General features: G+C 72.4%; 18 protein-coding genes. 10 read left to right on the plus strand and 8 right to left on the minus strand.

Annotated elements, in window-relative coordinates; translation table 11 throughout:
* Nucleotides 1-107: 107 nt before the first annotated feature.
* On the plus strand, nucleotides 108-2,540 hold the full coding sequence (locus tag ACFCZF_RS19255) for a beta-glucosidase (protein ID WP_376672662.1): 2,433 nt from the start codon (nucleotides 108-110) through the stop codon (nucleotides 2,538-2,540).
* A gap of 359 nt (nucleotides 2,541-2,899) precedes the next feature.
* Here ACFCZF_RS19255 and ACFCZF_RS19260 read toward each other — a convergent pair whose 3' ends face one another.
* Entirely contained in the window at nucleotides 2,900-4,222 is a 1,323-nt protein-coding gene (locus ACFCZF_RS19260) for an ROK family protein (RefSeq protein WP_376672663.1), read from the minus strand.
* Nucleotides 4,223-4,405: 183 nt separating this feature from the next.
* On the opposite strand from ACFCZF_RS19260, the gene ACFCZF_RS19265 reads away from it, so the two are divergent.
* The 4 genes from ACFCZF_RS19265 to ACFCZF_RS19280 are packed head-to-tail and all read left to right on the plus strand — an operon-like array spanning nucleotide 4,406 to nucleotide 9,013.
* The gene (locus ACFCZF_RS19265) at nucleotides 4,406-5,722 is read left to right on the plus strand and encodes an ABC transporter substrate-binding protein (RefSeq protein WP_376672664.1); all 1,317 of its coding nucleotides are present in this window, start codon (nucleotides 4,406-4,408) and stop codon (nucleotides 5,720-5,722) included.
* A 14-nt stretch (nucleotides 5,723-5,736) separates the two neighbouring features.
* Nucleotides 5,737-6,732, plus strand: coding sequence for a carbohydrate ABC transporter permease (locus tag ACFCZF_RS19270; RefSeq protein WP_375910223.1), 996 nt, complete (start codon nucleotides 5,737-5,739; stop codon nucleotides 6,730-6,732).
* 28 nt (nucleotides 6,733-6,760) lie between these two features.
* Nucleotides 6,761-7,600, plus strand: a complete 840-nt coding sequence (locus tag ACFCZF_RS19275) for a carbohydrate ABC transporter permease (protein ID WP_375910383.1) — start codon at nucleotides 6,761-6,763, stop codon at nucleotides 7,598-7,600.
* Between the two features lie 57 nt (nucleotides 7,601-7,657).
* A complete protein-coding gene (locus tag ACFCZF_RS19280) occupies nucleotides 7,658-9,013 on the plus strand; it encodes a GH1 family beta-glucosidase (protein WP_376672665.1) in 1,356 nt (451 codons plus the stop codon).
* A gap of 99 nt (nucleotides 9,014-9,112) precedes the next feature.
* Here the strand turns inward: ACFCZF_RS19280 and ACFCZF_RS19285 are convergent, their stop codons facing one another.
* Nucleotides 9,113-10,132, minus strand: coding sequence for a LacI family DNA-binding transcriptional regulator (locus ACFCZF_RS19285; RefSeq protein WP_376672666.1), 1,020 nt, complete (start codon nucleotides 10,130-10,132; stop codon nucleotides 9,113-9,115).
* A gap of 388 nt (nucleotides 10,133-10,520) precedes the next feature.
* On the opposite strand from ACFCZF_RS19285, the gene ACFCZF_RS19290 reads away from it, so the two are divergent.
* The 3 genes from ACFCZF_RS19290 to ACFCZF_RS19300 all read left to right on the plus strand — a co-directional run bounded on the left by ACFCZF_RS19290 (nucleotide 10,521) and on the right by ACFCZF_RS19300 (nucleotide 13,521).
* A complete protein-coding gene (locus ACFCZF_RS19290; RefSeq protein WP_376672667.1) occupies nucleotides 10,521-10,991 on the plus strand; it encodes a phosphopantetheine-binding protein in 471 nt (156 codons plus the stop codon).
* A gap of 16 nt (nucleotides 10,992-11,007) precedes the next feature.
* Entirely contained in the window at nucleotides 11,008-11,757 is a 750-nt protein-coding gene (locus ACFCZF_RS19295; RefSeq protein WP_376672668.1) for a nucleotidyltransferase domain-containing protein, read from the plus strand.
* Nucleotides 11,758-12,117: 360 nt separating this feature from the next.
* Nucleotides 12,118-13,521 carry an MFS transporter gene (locus ACFCZF_RS19300; protein ID WP_376672669.1) on the plus strand — a complete coding sequence of 468 codons (1,404 nt, stop codon included), beginning with the start codon at nucleotides 12,118-12,120 and terminating at the stop codon, nucleotides 13,519-13,521.
* Nucleotides 13,522-13,563: 42 nt separating this feature from the next.
* Here the strand turns inward: ACFCZF_RS19300 and ACFCZF_RS19305 are convergent, their stop codons facing one another.
* From ACFCZF_RS19305 to lnt, 4 genes are all read right to left on the minus strand, one after another.
* On the minus strand, nucleotides 13,564-15,549 hold the full coding sequence (locus ACFCZF_RS19305; protein ID WP_376672670.1) for a helix-turn-helix domain-containing protein: 1,986 nt from the start codon (nucleotides 15,547-15,549) through the stop codon (nucleotides 13,564-13,566).
* 100 nt (nucleotides 15,550-15,649) lie between these two features.
* Nucleotides 15,650-16,450, minus strand: coding sequence for a 3-hydroxybutyrate dehydrogenase (locus ACFCZF_RS19310; protein ID WP_376672671.1), 801 nt, complete (start codon nucleotides 16,448-16,450; stop codon nucleotides 15,650-15,652).
* A 55-nt stretch (nucleotides 16,451-16,505) separates the two neighbouring features.
* Nucleotides 16,506-16,985: an NUDIX domain-containing protein gene (locus tag ACFCZF_RS19315; RefSeq protein WP_376672672.1), complete on the minus strand. Its 480-nt coding sequence runs from the start codon at nucleotides 16,983-16,985 to the stop codon at nucleotides 16,506-16,508.
* Nucleotides 16,986-17,052: 67 nt separating this feature from the next.
* Nucleotides 17,053-18,666: an apolipoprotein N-acyltransferase gene (lnt, locus tag ACFCZF_RS19320; protein WP_376672673.1), complete on the minus strand. Its 1,614-nt coding sequence runs from the start codon at nucleotides 18,664-18,666 to the stop codon at nucleotides 17,053-17,055.
* Nucleotides 18,667-18,886: 220 nt separating this feature from the next.
* On the opposite strand from lnt, the gene ACFCZF_RS19325 reads away from it, so the two are divergent.
* Nucleotides 18,887-19,969: an O-antigen ligase family protein gene (locus tag ACFCZF_RS19325; RefSeq protein ID WP_376672706.1), complete on the plus strand. Its 1,083-nt coding sequence runs from the start codon at nucleotides 18,887-18,889 to the stop codon at nucleotides 19,967-19,969.
* Between the two features lie 75 nt (nucleotides 19,970-20,044).
* Here the strand turns inward: ACFCZF_RS19325 and ACFCZF_RS19330 are convergent, their stop codons facing one another.
* Together ACFCZF_RS19330 and ACFCZF_RS19335 are read right to left on the minus strand one after the other, a co-directional pair.
* Nucleotides 20,045-20,587 carry a hypothetical protein gene (locus ACFCZF_RS19330; RefSeq protein WP_375910317.1) on the minus strand — a complete coding sequence of 181 codons (543 nt, stop codon included), beginning with the start codon at nucleotides 20,585-20,587 and terminating at the stop codon, nucleotides 20,045-20,047.
* A gap of 79 nt (nucleotides 20,588-20,666) precedes the next feature.
* On the minus strand, nucleotides 20,667-21,452 hold the full coding sequence (locus ACFCZF_RS19335; RefSeq protein ID WP_376672674.1) for a glutamate racemase: 786 nt from the start codon (nucleotides 21,450-21,452) through the stop codon (nucleotides 20,667-20,669).
* A 39-nt stretch (nucleotides 21,453-21,491) separates the two neighbouring features.
* Between ACFCZF_RS19335 and ACFCZF_RS19340 the strand changes: the two genes are divergently transcribed.
* Nucleotides 21,492-22,700: a glycosyltransferase gene (locus ACFCZF_RS19340; RefSeq protein WP_376672675.1), complete on the plus strand. Its 1,209-nt coding sequence runs from the start codon at nucleotides 21,492-21,494 to the stop codon at nucleotides 22,698-22,700.
* Nucleotides 22,701-22,705: the final 5 nt, after the last annotated feature.

Here is a 22,705-nt window from a genome sequence, read left to right on the forward strand (position 1 = left end):
ACCCCCTCCCCCTCGGCTCGTGCCCCCCAGCGACCCCCGCACACCCCCCCCGGGGGCAGCCCCCCCCCGGGCCCTTCCACGAGAGAACACGAGAGAAATGGGGGGGAATGAACGACGAGACACTCGATCGGCTCATCGACAGGCTGAGCCTGGAGCAGAAGGTGCGCCTGCTCACCGGCGCGACGACATGGCGCACCGCCGGCGAACCCGGCATCGGGCTGCGGGAGATGGTGACCTCGGACGGGCCCGCCGGGGTGCGCGGCGAGGCATGGGACGAGCGGCGCACCTCGGCCCTGCTGCCCTCCGCCTCCGCCCTGGGCGCGATGTGGGACGAGGAACTGGTCGAGCGGCTCGGCGGCCTGCTCGCCACCGAGGCCGTCCGCAAGGGCGTCGACGTGGTGCTGGCCCCCACGCTCAACCTCCACCGCAGCCCGCTGGGCGGCCGGCACTTCGAGTGCTTCTCCGAGGACCCGGAACTGACCGGCCGTACCGGGGCCGCGCTGATCCGGGGCATCCAGGCCCTCGGGGTGGCGGCCACCGCCAAGCACTACGTCGGCAACGACTCCGAGACCGACCGGCTGACCGTCGACGTCCGGGCGTCCGACCGCACGCTGCGAGAGGTGTACCTCGCGCCCTTCGAGGCGGCCGTCGAGGCCGGGGTGTGGCTGGTCATGGCGGGTTACAACGCGGTCGACGGCACCACCATGACGGCCAGCCCGCTCCTGGCCGAACCGCTCAAGGGGGAATGGGGATTCGACGGGGTCGCCGTCTCCGACTGGGCGGCCGTGCGCTCCACCGAGGAGACGGGCCGCGCCGCCCTCGACCTGGCGATGCCTGGCCCGGACAGCCCCTGGGGCGTGTCCCTGGTACGGGCGGTGAAGGACGGCCGGGTCGCCGAGGAGGCGGTCGACGAGAAGGTGCGGCGGCTGCTCCGGCTCGCCGGCCGGGTGGGTGCGCTGGAACCGCGTCGCTCACGCCGGGTACCGGTGACGGCGTCCCGCGACACCCGGGCGTTGCTGCGCCGCGCCGTCGGTGCCGGCTCGGTCCTGCTGCGCAACAGCGGCGTCCTGCCGCTCGACCCCGCCGGGCTGTCCAGCGTCGCGGTCGTCGGCGTGCACGCCGCGTCCCCGCGCGTCCAGGGCGGCGGCAGCGCGGGCGTCTTCTGCTCCGACGTGGTCACCCCGCTGGCCGGCATCCGCGCCCGGCTGCGGGGCCGGGCCCGGGTGGTGTACGAGCCCGGCCCGGCGCCGGGGGCCCCGCCCGCTCCCCTCGGCACCGACCGGTGCAGCGACCCACGCTCGGGCGCCCCCGGCGTGCTCCTCAGGGTGCTGGACGCGGCGGGGCGTGAACTGCGCGCGGAGCACCGGCTGTCGGGTCGGCAACTGGAGCCGGACCTGCCCCCGGGCGCCCACACGGTGGAGATCGCCGCCGTGCTGCGGCCCCATCGGGCGGGAGAGTGGACGTTCGGCGTCGGGGGCTTCGGACGCATGACGCTCACCGTCGACGACCACCTGCTCCTGGACGGGGAGTTCCCCGGTGACACGGACGACCCGGCCGTCGTCCACGTCAACCCGCCCGTGCACACGGCGCGGACGGTACTGACCACCAAGCGGCCCCTGCTCGTGGTGGCGCGGCGCGAACTGGTGTCCGGCCGAGGACGCGCCACCGTCGTCGCCGCCGCGCCGCCGGAACCGGACCCGACGACCGCGCTGGAGGACGCGGTGCGGGCGGCCCGCGACGCCGACGCCGCGATCGTGGTCGTCGGCACCACCGAGCACAGCGAGACCGAAGGGTACGACCGCGCCGGACTGTCGCTCGGCGGGCACCAGGACGAACTGGTCCGCGCTGTCGCCGCCGCGAATCCGCGCACGGTCGTGGTCGTCAACAGCGGCGGGCCCGTCGAGCTGCCCTGGCGCGAAGCGGCGGGCGCCGTGCTGCTCACCTGGTTTCCGGGCCAGGAGGCCGGCGCGGGGCTGGCCGACGTGCTGTTCGGCCTCACCGAGCCCGGCGGCCGGCTCCCCACCACCTGGGCGGCGACGCTGGCGGACGCACCCGTCACCCGCACCCGGCCGGTCGACGGCCGGCTCGACTACGCCGAGGGTCTGCACATCGGCCACCGGGCGTGGCTGCGAGCCGGACGCGAGCCCGCCTACTGGTTCGGCCACGGGCTCGGCTACACGACGTGGGCGTACGCGGCAGTGGAGGTCCCCACTCAGGTCGCTTCGGGTGAGCCGTTCACCGTTCGGGTGGAGGTTCACAACACCGGTGCCCGCGCCGGGCGCGAGGTCGTACAGGTCTACCTGGCCCGCCCCGGTTCGGCGGTGGAGCGCCCCGTCCGCTGGTTCGCGGGCTACGCGGCCGTGCGGGCGTCAGCGGGCCGGACCGCGAGCGCCGAGGTGGTGGTGCGCCCGCGCGCCCTGCGGCACTGGTCGGAGGCGGACCACCGCTGGACCACGGAGGCCGGGCCCTACCGGCTCATGGTGGGCAGGTCGTCGGGCGACATCCGTTGGGAGAGGACGGTCACGGTCAGCGGCTCCTGACGGGGGCCCGGGCAGCGCGTGCCCGGTGCTGTGGCGCTGGGCCGAGGCCTGTGCGGTGCCGTGAGGACCGTCCCGGGGCGCCGTCGCACCCTCGGCTGTTGCGTGGGCAGCATGCCTCTTGGCTCGCGGTGAGGGCCGCGCCGGGACCGTGGCGCATGACGCCGGTCTCGGCGTGCGCAGGTCTCGGCGTGCGCAGGTCTCGGCGTGTACAGGTCTCGGCATGCGCAGGTCTCGGCATGCACCGGTCTCGGCGTGCGCAAGTGCGGCGTGCGCAGGTCTCCGCCGAGGCAGCGCGGGGCACGGGCAGCGGCCGGTCCGGCTGTCCCTGGAGCACGCCGCCACTGAGCGACCCGCGCCGCTCACCGCATCGAGCGCTCCCGCAGGGCCGTCCGCCACGCTGGATCCGGTTCCACCGGTTCCGCTTCCTCCGGCCGACCGCCACGAGCGAAGAAGGCGGCGAGCGGCAGGATCGCGGCCCCTACGGTGACGGCGTCCGGCCCCAGGGTGCCGAGGTCGATGCGAACGTGGGCGGCCGGGTAGGTCAGGGCGTAGGCGGTGGCGTGGGATGTCACCGAGTCCAGGAAGCGCCGGCCGAGCTGCAGTCCGGCCCAGCCGCCGACCAGGATGCGTTCGGGCTGGAAGAGGTTGATCAGGTCGGAGAAGCCCGCGCCGAGGTACTCGGCGGTCTCCTCCAGAACGGCCAGCGCCGTGGCGTCGGGTTCCGGGTCGGCCCCCGACCCGTCCGGATCCGGGTACGCGGCCGCCAGCATCGCGGTGAGCGCGGTCTCCTCGTCCGCGCCCACGGGTGGCCGCCCGCCCGCCTCCGCCCAGCGCTGGAGCAGGGCCTCCGCCCCCGCGTACGCCTCCAGGCAGCCCTGCGCGCCACAGCGGCACCGGCGCCCACGCACCCGTACCGTCAGGTGCCCCCACTCCACGGCCCGGCCCGGTCGCATGTCGTCCCCGACGACGCAGGCGCCGACACCGGAGCCGAAGAGCACCACCGCCGCGCTCTGCGCACCCCGGCCCGCGCCGAACCACATCTCCGCCTGGCCCAGCGTCTTGGCACCGTTGTCGATGTAGTACGGCACGGTCTCGGGCAGGATCCGGGACGCGCGCAGCAACCGCTCCAGCGGAACGGCGTCCCAGCCGATCGTCTGGCCGTGCACGACCGCACCGTCCTCGGCGGTCCTGGCGACGATGCCCGGCACGCCGATCCCGACACCGAGCAGCCGCTCCGCCGCGATGCCGGCCTCGTCCAGGACCTCGAGGATGCCCTCGCGCAGATGCGTCATGACGACGCCGACGTCGTAGCGGTCGACGCGGCGCGGCCCCTTGGTCTCCAACGGTCTCTCGACCCGGGCCAGCTCGGTGAGGGCGAGGTCGAAGAGTTCGATCCGCACCCGGGTCTCGCCGATGTCGACGCCGATCATGTATCCGCTCCGCGCGCTGACGCGCAGCAGCGTGCGGGGACGGCCACCGGCGGAGTCGACGCTTCCGGCCTCCTCCACCAGTCCTTCGGCGACCAGCTCGGAGACCACGTTGCTGACCGAGCCGGAACTCAACCCGGTGACCGGCCCCAGCGAGAACCTGCTGAGCGGCCCGTCGAAATACAACCGTTGCAATACCGCGGTGCGGTTCTCCCGCCGCAGGTCACGCACTGTACGCCCGTTGCGCACCTTCACCCTCGCCCCCTCGTTCCGAAGTCCTCACCGCAACTTACATGTGGCCGGGCCCTTGACGCGACCTTCACTTGAGGTTTAACTCACATCCTAAATTAAGCCGTGGGGGGCTTCGGGGAACGCGGGGCGTTGCTCCAACCCCCCTCCGCGGGCGACCCCGTCACTTCCCGGAAGGCCTCTGGAGTCATGCGCAGAATCAGAGCCGCAGCCGTCGGCGCCGTCACCCTCTCGTTCGCCCTCACCGCGGCTGCCTGCGGCGGGGGATCGTCCGGCACGGAGGGTTCCAACGAGCAGCCGAAGACCCTCACCTACTGGGCCTCCAACCAGGGCGCGAACCTGGAGGTCGACAAGAAGGTCCTCCAGCCGGAACTCGACAAGTTCGAGAAGGAGACCGGCATCGAGGTGAAGCTGGAGGTCGTGCCCTGGGGAGACCTCCTCAACCGCATCCTCACCGCCACCACCTCCGGCCAGGGCCCCGACGTCCTGAACATCGGCAACACCTGGAGCGCGTCGCTGCAGTCCAGCGGCGCTCTCCTGCCCTGGGACGCGAAGAACTTCGAGGCCATCGGCGGCAAGGACCGCTTCGTGGAGTCCGCGCTCGGCTCCACCGGCGTACAGGGCCAGGACCCGGCCGCCGTACCGCTGTACTCCATGGCCTACGCGCTCTACTACAACAAGAAGATGTTCGCCGACGCCGGCATCGAGAAGCCGCCGGCGACCTGGGAGGAGCTGGCCGAGACCGGCAAGAAGCTCTCCAAGGACGGCAAGTGGGGGCTCGGCGCCGAGGGCTCCAACCTCTCCAACAACATCCACCAGGTCTTCGTCCTCGCCAAGCAGCACGGCGCGGACTTCTTCACCCCCGAGGGCAAGGCCGACTTCACCTCCGACGGCGCCGTCGCGGCGGTGAAGCAGTACGTCGATCTGATGGCCAAGGACAAGATCGTCGCGCCCGGCAACGCCGAGTACGCGCAGAACCAGTCCCTGAGCGACTTCGCCAAGGACAAGACGGCCATGGTGCTGTGGCAGACCGCGTCGGCCACCTTCAAGTCGCAGGGCATGAACGAGGACGAGTGGGGCGTCGCGCCCGCCCCCGTGCAGTCCGGCGAGCCCGGCCCGGGCAAGGCCACCAACTCCATGGTCGCCGGCATCAACATGGCCGTCTTCAAGAACACCAAGAACATCGACGGCGCCAAGAAGTTCGTGAAGTTCATGACCAGCGACGAGGAGCAGGTCATCCTCAACAAGGCCTACGGCTCCATCCCGCCGGTCAAGGCCGCCCAGCAGGACCCGGCCTTCAACACCCCCTCCCTCACCGTGCTCCGGGAGACCCTCGCGACCAGCGCCACCGCACTGCCGCAGGTCCCCGAGGAGTCGCAGTTCGAGACCGTCGTCGGCACCGCCGTCAAGGAACTCTTCGCCGACGCCGCAGCCGGCCGTGCGGTGACCACCGAGTCGGTGCGGGCCAAGCTCGAGAAGGCCCAGCAGCAGATGCCCAAGAAGTGAGCGCGGACACCGCCATGACTACCACCGCTGCCCTCAACGCAGGCGAGCGGACGGCACGGAAGAACGACCCCGGAGCGGCGCCGCGCAAGCGCCGCTCCGGGCGGCTGCGCCGCATCGGCCTGCCGTACCTGCTGCTGCTCCCCGCGATCCTCCTCGAACTACTGGTCCACCTGGTGCCGATGGTGATCGGCATCGTCGTCAGCTTCAAGGAACTGACCCAGTTCTACATCCGCGACTGGGGCACCGCGCCCTGGGCCGGCTTCGACAACTACGCGATGTCGGTCGACTTCGACGCCCCGGTGGGCGAGGCGCTGCTCAACTCGTTCCTCACCACCTGCCTGTTCACGGTCCTCTCCGTCGGCCTGTGCTGGCTCCTTGGCGTGGCCGCCGCGATCTTCATGCAGGAGTCGTTCCGCGGCCGGGGCTTCCTGCGCACGATCTTCCTCGTCCCGTACGCGCTGCCCGTCTACGCCGCCGTCATCACCTGGTCGTTCATGTTCCAGCGGGACAACGGGCTGGTGAACCACGTGCTGCACGACCAGCTCGGGCTCACCGGCAGTCCCCCGTTCTGGCTGATCGGCGACAACAGCTTCATCGCGCTGCTCGTCGTCTCGGTGTGGAAGGGCTGGCCCTTCGCCTTCCTCATCATCATGGCCGGACTGCAGAACATCCCGAGGGACGTCTACGAGGCCGCCGCCCTGGACGGCGCGGGCGTCTGGCAGCAGGTCCGCCGCATCACCCTGCCGGCGCTGCGCCCCGTCAACCAGGTCCTCGTCCTGGTGCTGTTCCTGTGGACGTTCAACGACTTCAACACGCCCTTCGTCCTGTTCGGCAAGGCGGCGCCGGAGGCCGCGGACCTCATCTCCATCCACATCTACCAGTCCTCGTTCCAGACCTGGAACTTCGGGACGGGCTCCGCGATGTCGGTGCTGTTGCTCCTGTTCCTGCTCGTGGTGACGGGCGTCTACCTCTGGCTCACCTCCCGAGGAAGGAAGGCCACCGATGCCTAGCCCCGCCGTCCGCCGGCCCCGTTCCCCGATGGCCGCTCCGCGGTCCTTCCTGTGGAGCCGTCGCGTCTTCCTGACCCTGCTCACCGTCTTCGTCCTGCTGCCGGTGTACGTGATGATCTCCAGCTCGCTGAAGCCGCTGGAGGACGTGTCGGGCAAGTTCGAGTGGTTCCCCTCGGGTCTCACCGTCCGCCCGTACTTCGACATCTGGGAGACGGTCCCGCTCGCCGACTACTTCATGAACTCGCTGATCGTGGCGGGCGCGGCGACCGTCTGCTCCGTCACCATCGCCGTGTTCGCCGCCTACGCGGTCAGCCGATACTCCTTCCGCGGCAAGCGCGTCTTCACGGTGACCGTGCTGTCGACCCAGATGTTCCCCGGCATCCTGTTCCTGCTGCCGCTGTTCCTCATCTACGTCAACATCGGCAACGCCACCGGGATCGCGCTCTTCGGCTCCCGGGGCGGCCTGATCCTCACCTACCTCACCTTCTCGCTGCCCTTCTCCATCTGGATGCTGATCGGCTACTTCGACTCCGTGCCCAGGGACCTCGACGAGGCGGCCAAGGTGGACGGCTGCGGACCGCTCGGCGCGCTCTTCCGGGTGATCGTGCCCGCCGCGATCCCCGGCATCGTCGCCGTCGCCGTCTACGCGTTCATGACCGCCTGGGGCGAAGTGCTCTTCGCCTCGGTCATGACCAACGACACGACCCGCACCCTCGCCGTCGGCCTCCAGGGCTACTCCACCCAGAACGACGTGTACTGGAACCAGGTCATGGCCGCCTCACTCGTCGTCAGCCTCCCCGTCGTCGCCGGCTTCCTGCTGCTCCAGCGCTACCTCGTCACCGGCCTCACCGCCGGCGCCGTCAAATAGCCGCCCGGGCCGTGACCCCCGCCCCACTCCCACCCGACCAACCCAGAGAGGCCCTCTGTGTCCGAATCGCCTGACCTCGCCGCCTTCCCCGCCGACTTCACCTGGGGCACGGCCACCTCCGCCTACCAGATCGAGGGCGCCGTCGCCGAGGACGGCCGGGCACCGTCGATCTGGGACACCTTCTCCCACACCCCCGGAAAGATCGACAACGACGACCACGGCGACGTGGCCTGCGACCACTACCACCGGTGGCCCGAGGACATCGCCCTGATGAAGCGGCTCGGCGCCGACGCCTACCGCCTGTCCGTCGCCTGGCCGCGTGTCGCGCCCGGCGGCGACGGGCCGGTCAACGCGGCCGGACTCGACTTCTACGACCGGCTCGTCGACGGCCTCCTCGACGCGGGGATCACCCCCAACATCACCCTCTACCACTGGGACCTGCCCCAGGCGCTCCAGGACCGCGGCGGCTGGACCGTGCGCGAGACCGCGGAACACCTCGCCGACTACGCCTCCGTGGTGGCCGGCCGCCTCGGCGACCGCGTCACCCAGTGGGCCACCCTCAACGAACCCCTGTGCTCCGGCTGGATCGGCCACCTGGAGGGCCGGATGGCCCCCGGCCTGACCGACCTGACCGCCGCCGTACGCGCCTCGTACCACCTTCTCCTCGCGCACGGCCTCGCCACTCGGGCGGTCCGCGCGGCGGCACCGGGCGCACAGGTCGGCCTCGTCACCAACCACTCCACCGTCGAGGCCGCCTCGACCCGCCCCGAGGACATCGCGGCGGCCACCCGCATGGACGGCCACACCAACCGCTGGTGGCTCGACCCGGTCTACGGCCGCGGCTTCCCCGCCGACATGCGCGAGCTGTACGGCGTGGAGCTGCCGGAGCGTCCCGGCGACCTGGACACGATCGCCGCGCCCCTGGACTGGCACGGCCTCAACTACTACTTCCCGGCGACCGTCACCGACGACCCCCAGGGCCCCGTCCCGTACGCCCGTGAGGTCCGGCTGCCCGACGTACCGCGCACCGGCATGGACTGGCAGATCGACGCCGGCGGCCTGGAGGCGCTGCTGCTGCGCCTGACCGACGAGTACGGAGTCCGCAAGCTGTACGTCACCGAGAACGGTTCCGCGTTCACGGACACCGTCTCGCCCGACGGCGCCGTCCACGACCCCGACCGGGCCCGCTACCTGGAGCAGCACGTGGGCGCCTGCGCCCGGGCGGTCCGCAAGGGCGCACCGCTGGCCGGCTATTACGCCTGGTCCCTGCTCGACAACTTCGAGTGGGCCTACGGATACGACAAGCGTTTCGGCCTCGTCCACGTCGACTACGCGACGCAGGCCCGGACCGTCAAGACGAGCGGCCTGCGGTACGCGGAGATCATCCGTGCCCACCGTGAGTCCGGCGCCTGACCGCGCCGATACCCGGTGCCCTGCCGCCGGCCCTCCCGCGCGGGCACCCGGCGGCAGGGTCGGGCGGTATCCGTCCGGCGGAAGGCTCGCCGGGTCAGGTCAGGCGGACTCTCGTACGACCAGCTCCGGTTCGAAGACGAGGGTACGGGGTTCGGTACGGGTGCCCTGGACCTGCTCGTCCAGCATCCTGGCCATGGCCGCCGCCATGTCCTCCACCGGCTGGCGCACGGTGGTCAGCGGTGGCCTGCACGTCACGGCGATACTCGAGTCGTCGAACCCGACGACGGCTACATCCTCCGGTATCCGCCTGCCCAGTTCCCGCATGACCTGACAGGCGCCCTGGGCCATCAGATCGTTGGCCGCGAACACGCCGTCCACAGCGGGGTGGTCCCGCAGCAGCGTGGCCATGGCCACCGCCCCGCTGTCCAACGTGAAGACACCTTCCGCCGCGGGAGGGCGGTCGTGCCCGGCGCGGGCCAGGGCGTCGTGGAATCCGGCGAGGCGTTCTTGGCCGGCTCTCAGATCCGGCGGAGCGCCGATCACCGCGATACGGCGGCAGCCGCGAGCCAGGAGATGTTCCCCGGCCAGGCGTCCCCCCGCGTAGTGGTCCAGATCGACGCAACTGACCGGTGTCGCCCGGGTGGGACGCGCGAACAGCACCGTGGGGACGTGGGCGGCCAGGAGCATGTCCGCCAGCGGGTCGTCCGGTTGCACGGAGACCACCAGCGCGCCGTCCGCACTGCCCTGCCGCACGTAGTCGACCACCTGCGTCCGGGCCGCCTCCGACTCGGCGAACAGCAGCACCGGTTGCATCATGCGTGCCCGGAGATACCCCACGACCCCGTTGACGACACGGCCGAAGAACGGGTCGGCGAACACGCGGCCCGCGAAGGCGTCGCCTGCGCCGGAGACGATGAGGGCCACCGTCCCGGTGCGTCGGGTGACCAACGCCCTCGCTGCGCGGTTCGGCGTGTAACCCGTGCGTTCGATCGCGCCGCGGACCAGGTCCTGGATGCTGGGATCGACGTTGCGCACGCCGTTCACGACCCGCGACACGGTGGCGCGGGAGACCCCCGCCTCCCGCGCGACATCCTCCAGCGTCGGGGCCTGCCTGTTCATAGGGGGAACTCTAACGCCGGGCACTCGCACGGCCACGGAGCGGCAGGCCCCGCTACGGCGTGCGCCCGACGCCGACCGAACGACCCGGCGCGGGACCGCCTGTCCGGACCCGAGGAAAGCACGACAGGGCCCTGTGCGACTCTCCCAGCCTTGACCGGTGCACCCCGCCGGGTGAGCGCCTGCGCTACACCGCCACCGGCTGGCCGCCGCTTCCACGGAAAGATCGTAATCAACCTCTAGCGCAAGACGACGGCCGGCCCCTGGGGCCCATTGGGCCGCTCCGAACCGCCCCGTTCATTTCAGCGACGCCGACTGGGCCGAGTACCAGCAGTGTCACCACGCCGCTGGGGGGCGCGGGCTGCCGTGCGACGTAGAGTCCGGCCTCGGTGTGGGTCGACATGCTCGGGAAGGAACTGGCCGTGGCCTGACAGCCGGGCCGGGCACCGGCGCGGAGGAGCTGCGCCGCTTCGCCGCAGGCGCTCTGCCGACGTACGCGGTGCCGGCGCACGTCTTCGTGCTGGACGAGCTGCCCAGGACCCGCAACGGAAAGGTCCGCAAGGAACGTCTGCCCTCGCTCCGGGACGTCGTCCCTTCGGACGGCGCTGCCCGGGTAGGGGTCGAGGCAGGGCTCGTCCGGGCCGTCTCGCAGGTTCTGGGCGAACCTACGGTCGACCGTAGCCGTTCGCTGCTGGAACTTGGCGCGACCTCGCTCCACATACTGCGTGTCTGCTTCGCCCTGGCCGAGGAGACGGGCGCCGACTTCGACGTCAATCTCCTCTTCCTCGGTGACTCCCTGGTACAGATCGCCCGGGACATCAGCGCCGCGACCACAGACCGCGACGCACAAGCCGGTACATGACGACAAGGAGGACGGCGTGACCGCCATCGACTGGAAGCGGGAACTGAAGCCGGCGCTGGAGAAGTGGGACCCGTATCCGGAGGCCGCGGTGCTGGTGGGCAGCCACGCCCGGGGGGAGGCCACCGCCTGGTCGGACATCGACGTGGTGTGCGTCGGCCAGGGCCCCGGCTACGTCTTCGAACTCACCGAACGCGGTCCGATGTCCTGGAGTTTCGCCACCTTCGACGAGCACCGCGCCAACATGATGAACCCCCACTCCTGCGGACAGGTGGTGCCCGCCTGGCGTGACGCCCACGTGCTGCACGACCCGCAGGGGCGTGCCGGAGAACTCGTGGCCTTCGCGAAGGCGTGGGACTGGGACCTCCTCGACCCCGCGCCGGAGGTGTGGGCGGCCCGGACGGTCTACGGCTATGCCGAGGAGGTGATGAAGCTGCACCGCGCCATCGCACTGGAGGACTGGGTGAACGCCCGCGTACAGGCGTCCATCCTGGCCGTGCACCTGGCTCCCGTCGTAGCCGGCGGCACCCGGACGTTCTTCACCTCCGAGAACCATCTGTGGCACCTGCTCGCGGAGCGACTCGGCGTCGAATGGGGCAAGCTCCAGGAGGCAGCACTGGCTACGGAGGGCGAGGCGCCCGCGGTGAGTTCAGCCGCCGCCATCGAGCTGTTCCGTCGTGCCTGCGCCCTCTTCGAGGCGAGCATGACGCCCGACCAGCGGACCGTCGTCCGGTACGCGCTCGAAGCGGGCGGACGGGGGCGGTCCTGAGCCGACTCTGCATCGTCAGGGTGCTGCCGGGCTCCAGCAACGGCAGTACCAGGCGCTGGCCGGGGACGTCCTGGAGGACGGCCAGAATGGCCTCGGTGCCGCGGGCCGGTCAGCCGCGGTACCTCGATGCGGCGCCCCTCAGCACCGCACCGTCAAACCATCCTGAACCACGCGTCCTGGACGGCACTCGTTTCGACCACCACTGGGAACCCTGAACCGCTCTTCCACGAGTCGGCATGGTGGCCAAGCGCATAGCCGACCCTCGAACTATGTTGCCCCACCACATGTGCTCCTGACCTGCGGATTCCTACGGTATGGCGACACGCAACCGTCCCCGCAGATCCCCAGGAAGTGGTGCCGATGTCGTCGCCCGCAACCGCTCCACCAGCACAGAACAAACTCAAGCGCATCGTCGCCGCGTCCCTCATCGGCACCACCATCGAGTGGTACGACTTCTTCCTCTACGGCTCCGCCGCCGCTCTCGTCTTCAACAAGCTGTTCTTCCCGGACTCCGACCCGCTGGTCGGCACGCTGCTGTCGTTCCTGACTTACGCCGTCGGGTTCGCCGCGCGTCCGCTGGGGGCGCTGGTGTTCGGGCACTACGGTGACCGGCTCGGGCGCAAGAAGCTGCTGGTGCTGAGCCTGTTGATGATGGGCGGGGCGACCTTCGCGATCGGGCTGCTGCCCACGCACGCGACCATCGGTACGGCCGCTCCCGTACTGCTGACCGTGCTGCGACTCGTCCAGGGCTTCGCGCTCGGCGGTGAGTGGGGCGGGGCCGTGCTGCTGGTGTCGGAGCACGGGGACGCGCGGCGGCGCGGGTTCTGGGCGTCGTGGCCGCAGACCGGGGCGCCGGCGGGGCAGTTGCTGGCGACCGGCGTGCTGTCGCTGCTGACGGCGGTGCTGTCGGACTCCGCGTTCAACAGCTGGGGCTGGCGGATACCGTTCCTGCTCTCCGGAGTGCTGGTCATGGTCGGTTTGTGGATTCGTCTGTCTGTCGACGAATCCCCCGTCTTCAAGCAGGCGTTGGCGCAGGCCGAGACGCGCAGGGCGAAGGCCGAGCCGCTTCCGATCGTCGCCGTGCTGCGGCACCACTGGCGTGACGTGCTGATCGCGATGGGCGCGCGGATGGCGGAGAACATCAGCTACTACGTCATCACGGCCTTCATCCTCGTCTACGCCACCACCGCCGCCGACGTCTCCAAGCAGAGCGCGCTCAACACGGTACTGATCGCCTCGGCCGTGCACTTCGCGGTCATCCCGGCCTGGGGGGCGCTGTCGGACCGGATCGGCAGGCGTCCGGTGTATCTGCTGGGCGCGGCCGGTGTCGGGCTGTGGATGTTCCCGTTCTTCATGCTGATCGATACCGGTGACTTCGGCAGCCTGCTCCTCGCGGTGACCGTGGGCCTGGTGATGCACGGCGCGATGTACGCGCCCCAGGCGGCGTTCTTCTCCGAGATGTTCGCGACCCGGATGCGCTACTCGGGTGCGTCCATCGGCGCACAGTTCGCCTCCGTCGCGGCCGGCGCCCCCGCGCCGCTGATCGCCACCGCACTGCTGGACAAGTACGACAGCTCCACCCCGATCTCCCTCTACGTCATCGCCGCGGTCTTCCTGACGCTGATCGCGGTGGGTGTGGCGAAGGAGACCCGCCACCGGGACCTCAACGAGGTCATGTCCTCCCCGAAGGACACGGACAGGGACGGGGACATGAAGGAGGCGGAGGGGAGTGCCTCCGGAGCGCCGGGAACGCGCGCCCTCTGACCTGCCCTGCCACCGGCCCCCGTACGCCCGTGCGTACGGGGGTCAGTGCTGTGCCGGGGTCGACAACCGGTGCAGTCTCAGAGCCAGCTGTATCTCCAGTGCGCGGTCGGGGCTCTGCCAGTCGTCGCCCAGGAGGCGGCCGACGCGTTCGAGGCGCTGGGCGACCGTGTTCACGTGGACGTGCAGGGCGTCCTTCGTGCGGGCGGGGCTCATGCCGCAGGCGAAGTACGCGTCGAGCGTGCGCAGGAGTTCGGTGCCGCGCCGCTCGTCGTAGGCGACGACCTGGCCGATGGTGCGCTCGACGAAGCCGGAGACGTTCTGGTCCCCGGCCAGCAGCAGTCCCAGGAATCCGAAGTCCTCGGCGGCCGCGCCGTCCCCGGAGCGGCCGAGCAGGCGCAGGGCGTCGAGGCAGCGCCGGGCCTCGATGTAGGCGGCGGCCACGGCGTCGGGGTGGGCGGCGAGATCCTCCACGGGGGCGGAGGCGCCGACGGTGACGGCCTCGTGGACGGCCGTGCCCAGCTGGCGGGCGGTGCGGCGGGCCAGGTCGGTGGCACCGTCCCCCGCGGTCAGGGGCAACAGCAGTACGGTGCCGCCGTCACGGGCGGCGGCCAGGCCGTGCCGGGTCGCCGCGAGGTGGGAGGCGGCGGCCCACAGGCGTCTGCGCGCGTCCGCCTCCTGATCGGCGTCGGACGCGGTGGCGTCGAGACGGGCGGCGAGTACGACCTGGGTGGCGTCCAGGTCGGCGCGCAGCCGTCGGGCACGGTCGCCCAGCAGGCGCGGGTCGCGGTCGCGGGCGTCGAGCAGGTCGTCCAGCAGCTCGCCGCGTACGCGCTGTTCGGCCTCGGCGGCGGAGCGCCGGGCGAGCAGGAGGAGGGAGGTGACCATCGAGGCGCGCTCCAGGGTGAGCTGGTCGACGGGGTCGAGCCCGGGGTGGCCGCGCAGGACGAGGGCGCCGAGCAGCTCGTCGCCGGCGGCGACGGCGGCGATCCAGTCGTCCTCGTGCCGCACCGCGTGCCCCTCGGCGCGGGATGTCTCCAGGGCGCGCGGCGGTGCCGCGCCGGCCTCCGTGAACTCGACGGTGCCGGCCAGGAGCTGGGAGACGGCGGCGGCCACGTCGTGGACACCACCGCCGCGCAGGACGAGCTCGGCGAGCCGGTCGTGGACGTCGGAGGCGCGCTCGATGACGCCGCTGCGGTCCCGGATGATCTCGTTGGCCCGCTCCAGGCCGGCGAGGGCCGAACGGGTCTCGGCGAGCAGGTTCGCGGTGTCGATGGCGGCTGCCGCGAGAGCGGCGAAGGAGCCGAGCAGGGCGATCTGCTCGCGTTCGAAGACGCGGGCGCGCCGGTCCGCGGCGAAGAGCACGCCGATGACGTGGTGGCCGAGCATGAGGGGCACACCGAGGATGGCGACCAGGCCCTCGTCGCGTACGCCCGCGTCGATGGTGCGGGTGTGCTGGAAGCGGGCGTCCTTGAAGTAGTCGTCGGTGACGTAGGGGCGGGCGGTCTGGGCGACGAGGCCGCCGAGCCCCTCCCCCATGCCGAGCCGCAGCTGCTGGAAGCGGGCCGCGACCGAGCCCTCGGTGACGCGCATGTAGGTGTCGCCGCGGGCCGTGTCGTTGAGGCTGAGGTAGGCCACGTCGGTGCCGAGCAGCGAGCGGGCCCGTTGCACGATGGCGCGCAGGACCGCGTCCAGGTCACGCAGACCGGCGAGGTCGTGGGCCGTCTCGAACAGTGCGGACAGCTCGGCCTCGCGCCTGCGCCGGCCCTCCAGTTCGGAGCGCACGCGCAGGGCGAGGTTCTTCGCCTGTTCGAGCGCGGTGATCCGCTCGGCCGGTCCTCCCTCGGCGCGGGCGAGCAGCACCGGCTGCTCGTAGGCGTCGGCGGACGCGCCCCGGGCCAGCAGCTCCAGGAACGGCGTCTCGACGGCGGCGGCCGGGTCCACGGCATCGCCGGCGTCGTCGGCGTCGCCGACCGGCGCTCCGGCATCGTGGGCGAAGCGGTCGGCGGACTGCACGTGATCGCGGGACATGCTCACAGGATTCCCCATCGCACGGTCGTCCCGGCAGCCCTGTGGAAAACCCCGGCCGCCGAGGGCACCACCCGGCTCGGTGAGCGGGCCGCCACCCTGGTCAGTGCGCGGTCCAGCCGCCGTCCAGGACGAGTGAGGTGCCGGTGACGAAGGACGCCTGCGGGCCGCACAGGTAGGCCACGGCGTCGGCGACCTCCTCCGGTTCGATGAGCCGGCGCACGGCGCTGTCCCGCAGCAGTACGTCGGTCAGCACCTGCTCCTCGGGGATGCCGTGGGCCCGGGCCTGGTCGGTGATCTGCTTCTCGACGAGCGGGGTACGCACGTAGGAAGGGTTCACGCAGTTGGAGGTGACTCCGTGGGCGGCGCCTTCGAGGGCGGCGGTCTTGGACAGTCCCTCCAGCCCGTGCTTGGCGGAGACGTAGGCCGCCTTGTAGGGCGAGGCACGCAGGCCGTGGACGGAGGAGATGTTGACGATGCGGCCCCAGCCCTGCCCGTACATGTGAGGCAGGGCGCCGCGGATGAGGCGGAAGGGGGCCTCCAGCATCACGGTGAGCACGGTGTGGAAGACGTCCGGCGGGAACTCCTCGATGGGCCGCACCAACTGCAGCCCGGCGTTGTTGACAAGGACGTCGGTGCCGGCGGCGACGAGCTCGGCGGCGTCCAGGTCGGTCAGGTCCAGGACGTGGGGTTCGACGCTGCCCGCGAGGCCCCCGCAGCTCTCGGCGAGCGCGTCAAGCCCGGCGGAGTCCCGGTCGACCGCTCTGACCTTGGCCCCGGCGGCGGCCAGCCGCTGTGCACAGGCACGGCCGATACCGCCGGCGGCGCCGGTGACGAGGGCGGTGCGGCCGCCGAGGTCGAGCGGGGAGGCGTGGGGGGCCGGGAGGACACTGGGCGAGGTCATATCCCCGACCCTAGGCAGCCTCCACCGCACCCCCCATGTGGGCACGCCCCATACTTCAGATGGAACCAGTGGGGTCGAACCATGTGGGGGCGTCGGACAGCGCCTGCTTGACCCGGTCCTGCCCGAAGTCCCTGAGGTCCGGCAGGGCGTCCACCGCGAACCAGCCCACGTCCAGCGACTCGTCGTCGTTGACCCGGGCCTCGCCGCCGACGGCCCGGCAGCGGAAGGTGATGTCCATGTACTGGCAGACGTCACCGTTGTCGTACTTGACCGGGTTCAGCGCCTGCACGAGGACCACCCGTTCGACGACGCACCGTACGGCCGTCTCCTCCTCGACCTCGCGCACGGCGCAGGCGGCGGGCTGCTCCCCCGGTTCCGGGATGCCGCCGATCAGTGACCAGCGCCGGTTGTCGGCACGCCGGTTCAGCAGCACTCTCCCCTCGTCGTCGAAGACGACGGCGGTGACTCCGGGGAGCCACAGCAGCTGGTGACCGGCCGAGGCGCGCAGGTCGCGGATGAAGTCGGGAGTAGCCATGCGCACGACCCTAACGGGCCGGTCGGGCCACTAAGGCGAGGCCGCGGGGTGTGCGGCGGGCGTACGGCTACACGCCACGGGCGCGTCGCCCGCGCACACCGGCACCGACGGCCCAGCCGATCCCGCCGGCCGCGACCAGCACCAGGGCGATCTCGGGCACCACGCCCAGTCGGGTGGCGGGCGTCTCGGAGGAACGCAGGGGCACCTCCTGGACCAGGGAGTCCGCCACGAACATGCCGGTCCGCTGGGTGATCCTCCCGTCCGGCATGATGATCGCACTGACACCGCTGGTCACCGGCACGGTGACGGTCCGGCTGTGCTCGACCGCGCGGATGCGGGACATGGCGAGCTGCTGGTAGGTCATCTCACTGCGGTCGAACGTCGCGTTGTTGCTGGGTACGGAGATCATCTGGGCGCCGTCGATGACCTCTGAGCGCACCGCCCAGTCGAAGGCGGCCTCGTAGCAGGTGACGAGCCCGACCTTGGTGCCGGCCATGGTGAACACGCCCGGTTCGGTGCCCCGGCTGAAGTCCTGGCTGACCATGGAGGTCCACTCGTCGTTGATCGCCCCGATGAGCGAGCGCAGTGGGAGGTACTCGCCGAAGGGCTGGATCTGCCGCTTGTCGTAGGTGTCGACCGGGCCCTTGTCGGGGTCCCACAGGATCTGTTCGTTGAGCAGCTTGCCGTCGCGTTCCACGACGGCGCCGACCGAGATGGGCGCGCCGATCGCCTTGGCGGCCCGGTCGATGACCGCGCGGGCGTCGGGGTTGGCGAACGGGTCGATGTCCGAGGAGTTCTCCGGCCAGAGCACGAAGTCGGGCCGGTCGACCTTGCCTGCCTTGATCTCGGCGGCCAGGCGCCGCGTCTCGCGCGCGTGGTAGTCGAGTACGGCCCGCCGCTGGGCGTTGAAGTCGAGGCCCGCGCGCGGCACGTTGCCCTGGATCACGGCGACGGTCGCGGTGCCGTCCTCCGCCTTGTCGCTGACCAGTGGCCGGGCGGCCACGGCGCCCACGACGGGTACGGCCACGCTGAGGAGGGCCACCGCCGCCGCGCTCCGCCGTACCTCCCGGGTGCGGCGCGCCAGGGCGGCCAGGCGCACGGCCTCGTAGAGGCCGAAGCCGCACAGGACGACGGCGAACCCGAGCACCGGTGTGCCGCCGACCGCGGCGAGCGGCAGGAACACGCCGTCCGCCTGCCCGAACGCGATCTTGCCCCAGGGGAAGCCCTCGAAGGGCACACGCGCGCGGGCGGCCTCTCCCGCGATCCACAGCGCCGCCGCCCACACGGGCCAGGCCGGCAGTTTCGACACGGCGGCGACGCCCGCGCCGACCAACGCGACGAAGAGCGCCTCGATCGCGACCAGGGCGAGCCAGGGGCCGGGGCCGACCTCCACGCCGGTCCACACCAGCAGCGGCAGCAGGAAGCCGAGGCCGAAGAGGTAGCCGAGGCCGAGACCGGCCTTCCAGCCGCGGCCGCGCAGCACCCAGCCGAGGACGGCGAAGGCGGGCGGGGCCAGCCACCACAGGGTGCGCGGCGGGAAGCTGACGTAGAGCAGCACTCCGGAGAGCGCGGCGGCGGCGGCCGGGAGGAGGCGCAGGAGCCGCGCGGCGACGCGCGAGGCGCGCGTGGCCTGCGACTGCGTCCGGTCCGACTCGCCGACGGAGGTTGCGGTGGCTGTCACCCCCCGGAGTGTACGGCGGGTGACCGCGCCGCCGACAGCACGGTCGGAGGTCGCCGCGCGGCCCTGGCGGCCGGTGCCGCATCGTTTCGGCACATCCGGGTGCCGAGCGGTCCACAATCCACCGACCAGCCGTTACGGTGTGCCGGAGCCTCAGTCGTCGGCCCGACCCGGCCGGGTGGCCGGGGCCCGTCAGGTCGGGGGCGACGCGGGCGGGGGACGCGTGGGTTCGAGGGGGACGACGGCTGCGGCCGGTCCGGACGCGGACGGCGGCAGACGCAGCGGTGCGGACACGGCGGGTGTGGTGATCCTCGGGGCCTGCGCCTCCTGGTCGCTGATCACGGCCGCCGCGGGGGGAGGGCGCCCGGAGGGCGTGCTGCTCGCGGTGCTGGCCGTGGCCGCCGGTTACGCCGCGGGACGGATCTGCGGGGCGCTCCTACCGGTCGCCGCCCCTTGCGGCGCGGCGCTGGCCGGGGTCGCCCTGACGGTGGCCGTCCCGCACCTCGCGCCCGGGCCACGGATCACCGCGCCGCTCGGAGACGCCGGTGCGACCGCCGCCCTGCTCGCGTTGTCGGCCGGCGCCGCGTGCTGCGGGGCCTGGGCGAGTCCGGTGCCGGCCGTGCGGGTCGCGCTGCGGCTGCTGGCCGCCGGGATCGCCGTGACCGCGGCCGTCCTGGGCTCGGCCGTCGGCTGCGCCGTCTGTGCGGTGGTGCTGCTGTGCTCGCTCGCCGCGGGCCGCGTGCGCCGCCGTGGTGCCGGGATCGCGGGGCTGGGTCTGGCCGCGGGCCTGGTGACCGGCCTGACCTGGGCGGTCCTCGGAAGCTTTGTGCCGGTCGGCCTGGCCGCCTCCCTGGAGGGGCAGCTGACCGCTCATCGTGTGCGGCTGTGGGGCGACGCGCTGGACCTGCTGCGCGGAGACCTCGCGCTCGGTGTGGACCCGGGTCGTTTCGGGTCGCTGAGTCCGACCGCGGCACAGTCCTCGGTGACCGACGGCAGACCCCACTCGGCGGTGTGGCAGCAGGCGGCCGAACAGGGCGTCGTAGGTGTGGTCCTGCTGGGCGCGGCCTTCGGCTGGATGCTGTACGCGCTGTGGCGCTCGTCGCGGCCCACGCCGGTCGTTCTCACCGCGGGCGTGGCCCTCACCGGGCTCGCGGCGATCGCGGCCGTCGGCAACGCGCTCAGTTTCACCGCGGTGTCGGTGGGCGCGGGGCTCCTCGCGGGACTGGCCACGGCCCGCCCCGTCGCCGACGACGCGCCGGCGCGCGCGAGCGGCGTACGACCGCGGGGCGACCGGATGCCCCGGTGAGGGCTGGGCGCTTCGGTGCTGGTGGGGGTGCGGCCGGGCCCGGTACCGCACGCGGTTCGGTGGCGCACCGCGCCCTCAGTGCGCCGGGCCGGGAGCCTTCGGGCGCAGTCGGTCCTTGATGACCTGGACGGCCGCTTCGGCGTCGTCCACGGTGATCGTGAAGGTGTGGCCGTCCCACAGGCGCAGGACCACGCCCTCCCCGCGCCGTACGACGACCGCGGTGCCCTTCTCCGGCCGCCAGCGGTAGCCCCAGCCGCCCCAGTGGCGCGGGGTGACGCACGGGGCGAACTCGGCGCCCGCGACGTGCGAGAGGGGGATGCGGCGACGGGGCACGCCGATGTGGCCGCAGCGCACTTCGAGGCATTCCTCGTCGACTCTCAGGGCGACGTGCACGAACGCCAGCGTGCCGAAGAGGACCAGCAGTCCCGCCGCGATGCAGCCGACGACCGCCATGGCCAGCGGGGCGACGCCGGACTCCCAGGCCGATTCGACGGCCAGCGCGATGCCGAGCGCCATGCAGGCGGCGCCGATGAGCGCCAGGAGCCACTGGACCCGGTTGGTGGCACGTCCGGTCCAGACGTCCGGCTGGGGGGTGGTCTCGCCGTGGCGATGCCTCATGGACAAGAGGTTACTCACGTTTCGCTGCGCGGGTACCTCGTCGCACGGTGTGACTGGGCCGACCGGGCGTGCCCGCCGGTCAGCGCGCGGGTGTGACCGCTCGCAGGAGCCGGCCCTCGTCGTAGGCCAGCGCGGGCGCGGGCAGCGTGCCCTCGCGTCCGCTCAGCAGCACGGTGAGGGTGCCCTCGGCCGGGGCCCCTGGGTCGGGGCGGGCGCCGATCCGGCGCAGCGCCTGGGCGGCGACCGCACCGGCGGAGCCGTGCAGGACGAGGCGCGGGGCGCCGGGGCGCTGAACGGCGGCGCGGATGCGTTCGGCGACCAGTTCGTAATGGGTGCAGCCCAGGACGACGGTCGTTACCGCGTCGGGCGTCAGGGCGGCCGCGGCGGCGACCGCAGCGGCGATCGCGCTCTCGTCCGCGTACTCGACGGCGTCGGCGAGCCCCGGGCACGGCACCTCGGTGACCGTCGCGTCGCCGGCGAACTCCTCGATGAGACCGCGCTGGTAGGGGCTGCCGGTGGTGGCGGGCGTCGCCCAGATCGCCACGGGACCGCCACCGGCCGCGGCGGGCTTGATCGCCGGGACGGTGCCGATGACCGGCAGCGTGGGCTCCAGCCGGGCGCGCAGCGTGGGCAGCGCGTGCACGCTGGCGGTGTTGCAGCCGACGATCAGGGCGTCCGGATTGTGCGCGGCGGCGGCCTCGGCGACGGCGAGGGCCCGCCCGGTCAGGTCCTCGGTGGTGCGCGGGCCCCAGGGCATGCCGTCGGGGTCCAGGGAGAGGATGAGATCGGCGTCCGGTCGCAGGCGCCGTACCGCGGCGGTGGCCGCCAGCAGACCGATTCCGGAGTCCATGAGCGCGATCTTCACCCGGCCACCATAGACGATGCGCCGCTGCGGGCCCGTGTCGTGGGGCAGACTGCGCACGTGAGCGCCGATGCGTGGACCTCCCCCGTGACCGTCGTGTCCGCCCTGTCCCTGGCCGCCTGGCTGTGGCTGCTGCTCGCCCGGGGCTTCTTCTGGCGTACGGACGTCAGACTGCCTGCCCTGGAGGAACCCGGCGCCTGGCCCTCCGTGTGCGTCGTCGTCCCGGCGCGCGACGAGGCGGCGGTCCTGCCGGCGAGCCTGCCGTCGCTGCTGGCCCAGGACTATCCGGGGCGGGCGGAGGTCTTCCTGATCGACGACGGCAGCACGGACGGCACGGGTGAGCTGGCGTGCGAGCTGGCCCGGCGGCATGAGGGCCTGCCCCTCACCGTGGCCTCGCCCGGGGAGCCGCCCGCCGGCTGGACGGGCAAGCTGTGGGCGGTGCGGCACGGCGTCGACCTGGCACGCGCGCGTGAGCCCGAGTACCTGCTGCTGACGGACGCCGACATCGCCCACGCGCCGGACAGTCTGCGCCGGCTGGTGGCCGCTGCCCGCACGGGCGGTTTCGACGTCGTCTCGCAGATGGCCCGGTTGCGGGTGGAGAGCGTGTGGGAGCGGCTCGTGGTGCCGGCCTTCGTCTACTTCTTCGCGCAGCTGTACCCGTTCCGGTGGATCGGCGGAAAGGGGGGAACGGCGGCGGCCGCGGGCGGCTGCGTGCTGCTGCGCGCCGAGACCGCCGAGCGGGCGCGGATCCCGGACGCCATCCGGCACGCCGTCATCGACGACGTGGCCCTCGCCCGGGCGGTCAAGGGCGGCGGCGGCCGCGTCTGGCTGGGTCTGGCCGACCGGGTGGACAGTGTGCGTCCGTATCCGCGGTTGCACGACTTGTGGCGCATGGTCTCGCGCAGCGCGTACGCGCAACTGCGGCACAACCCGCTCGTGCTCGCCGGAACGGTCGCCGGCCTGGCGCTGGTGTATCTGGTGCCGCCGGCGTCGCTGGTCGTGGGTGCGGCGACGGGGAGTTCGGCGGCGGCCGTACTCGGCGTCGCCGCCTGGTTGGTGATGACGGGGACGTACGTGCCGATGCTGCGCTACTACCGGCAGCCGCTGTGGCTCGCTCCGCTGCTGCCGTTCACCGCGTTCCTGTACCTCCTGATGACGGTCGACTCGGCGGTGCAGCACTACAGGGGGCGCGGTGCGGCCTGGAAGGGCCGCACCTACACCCGTCCGGACGCCGTGCCCGAGAAGGGCTGAGCGCC

The sequence above is a fragment of the Streptomyces sp. NPDC056296 genome (genome assembly GCF_042268605.1).
Classification (GTDB): domain Bacteria; phylum Actinomycetota; class Actinomycetes; order Streptomycetales; family Streptomycetaceae; genus Streptomyces.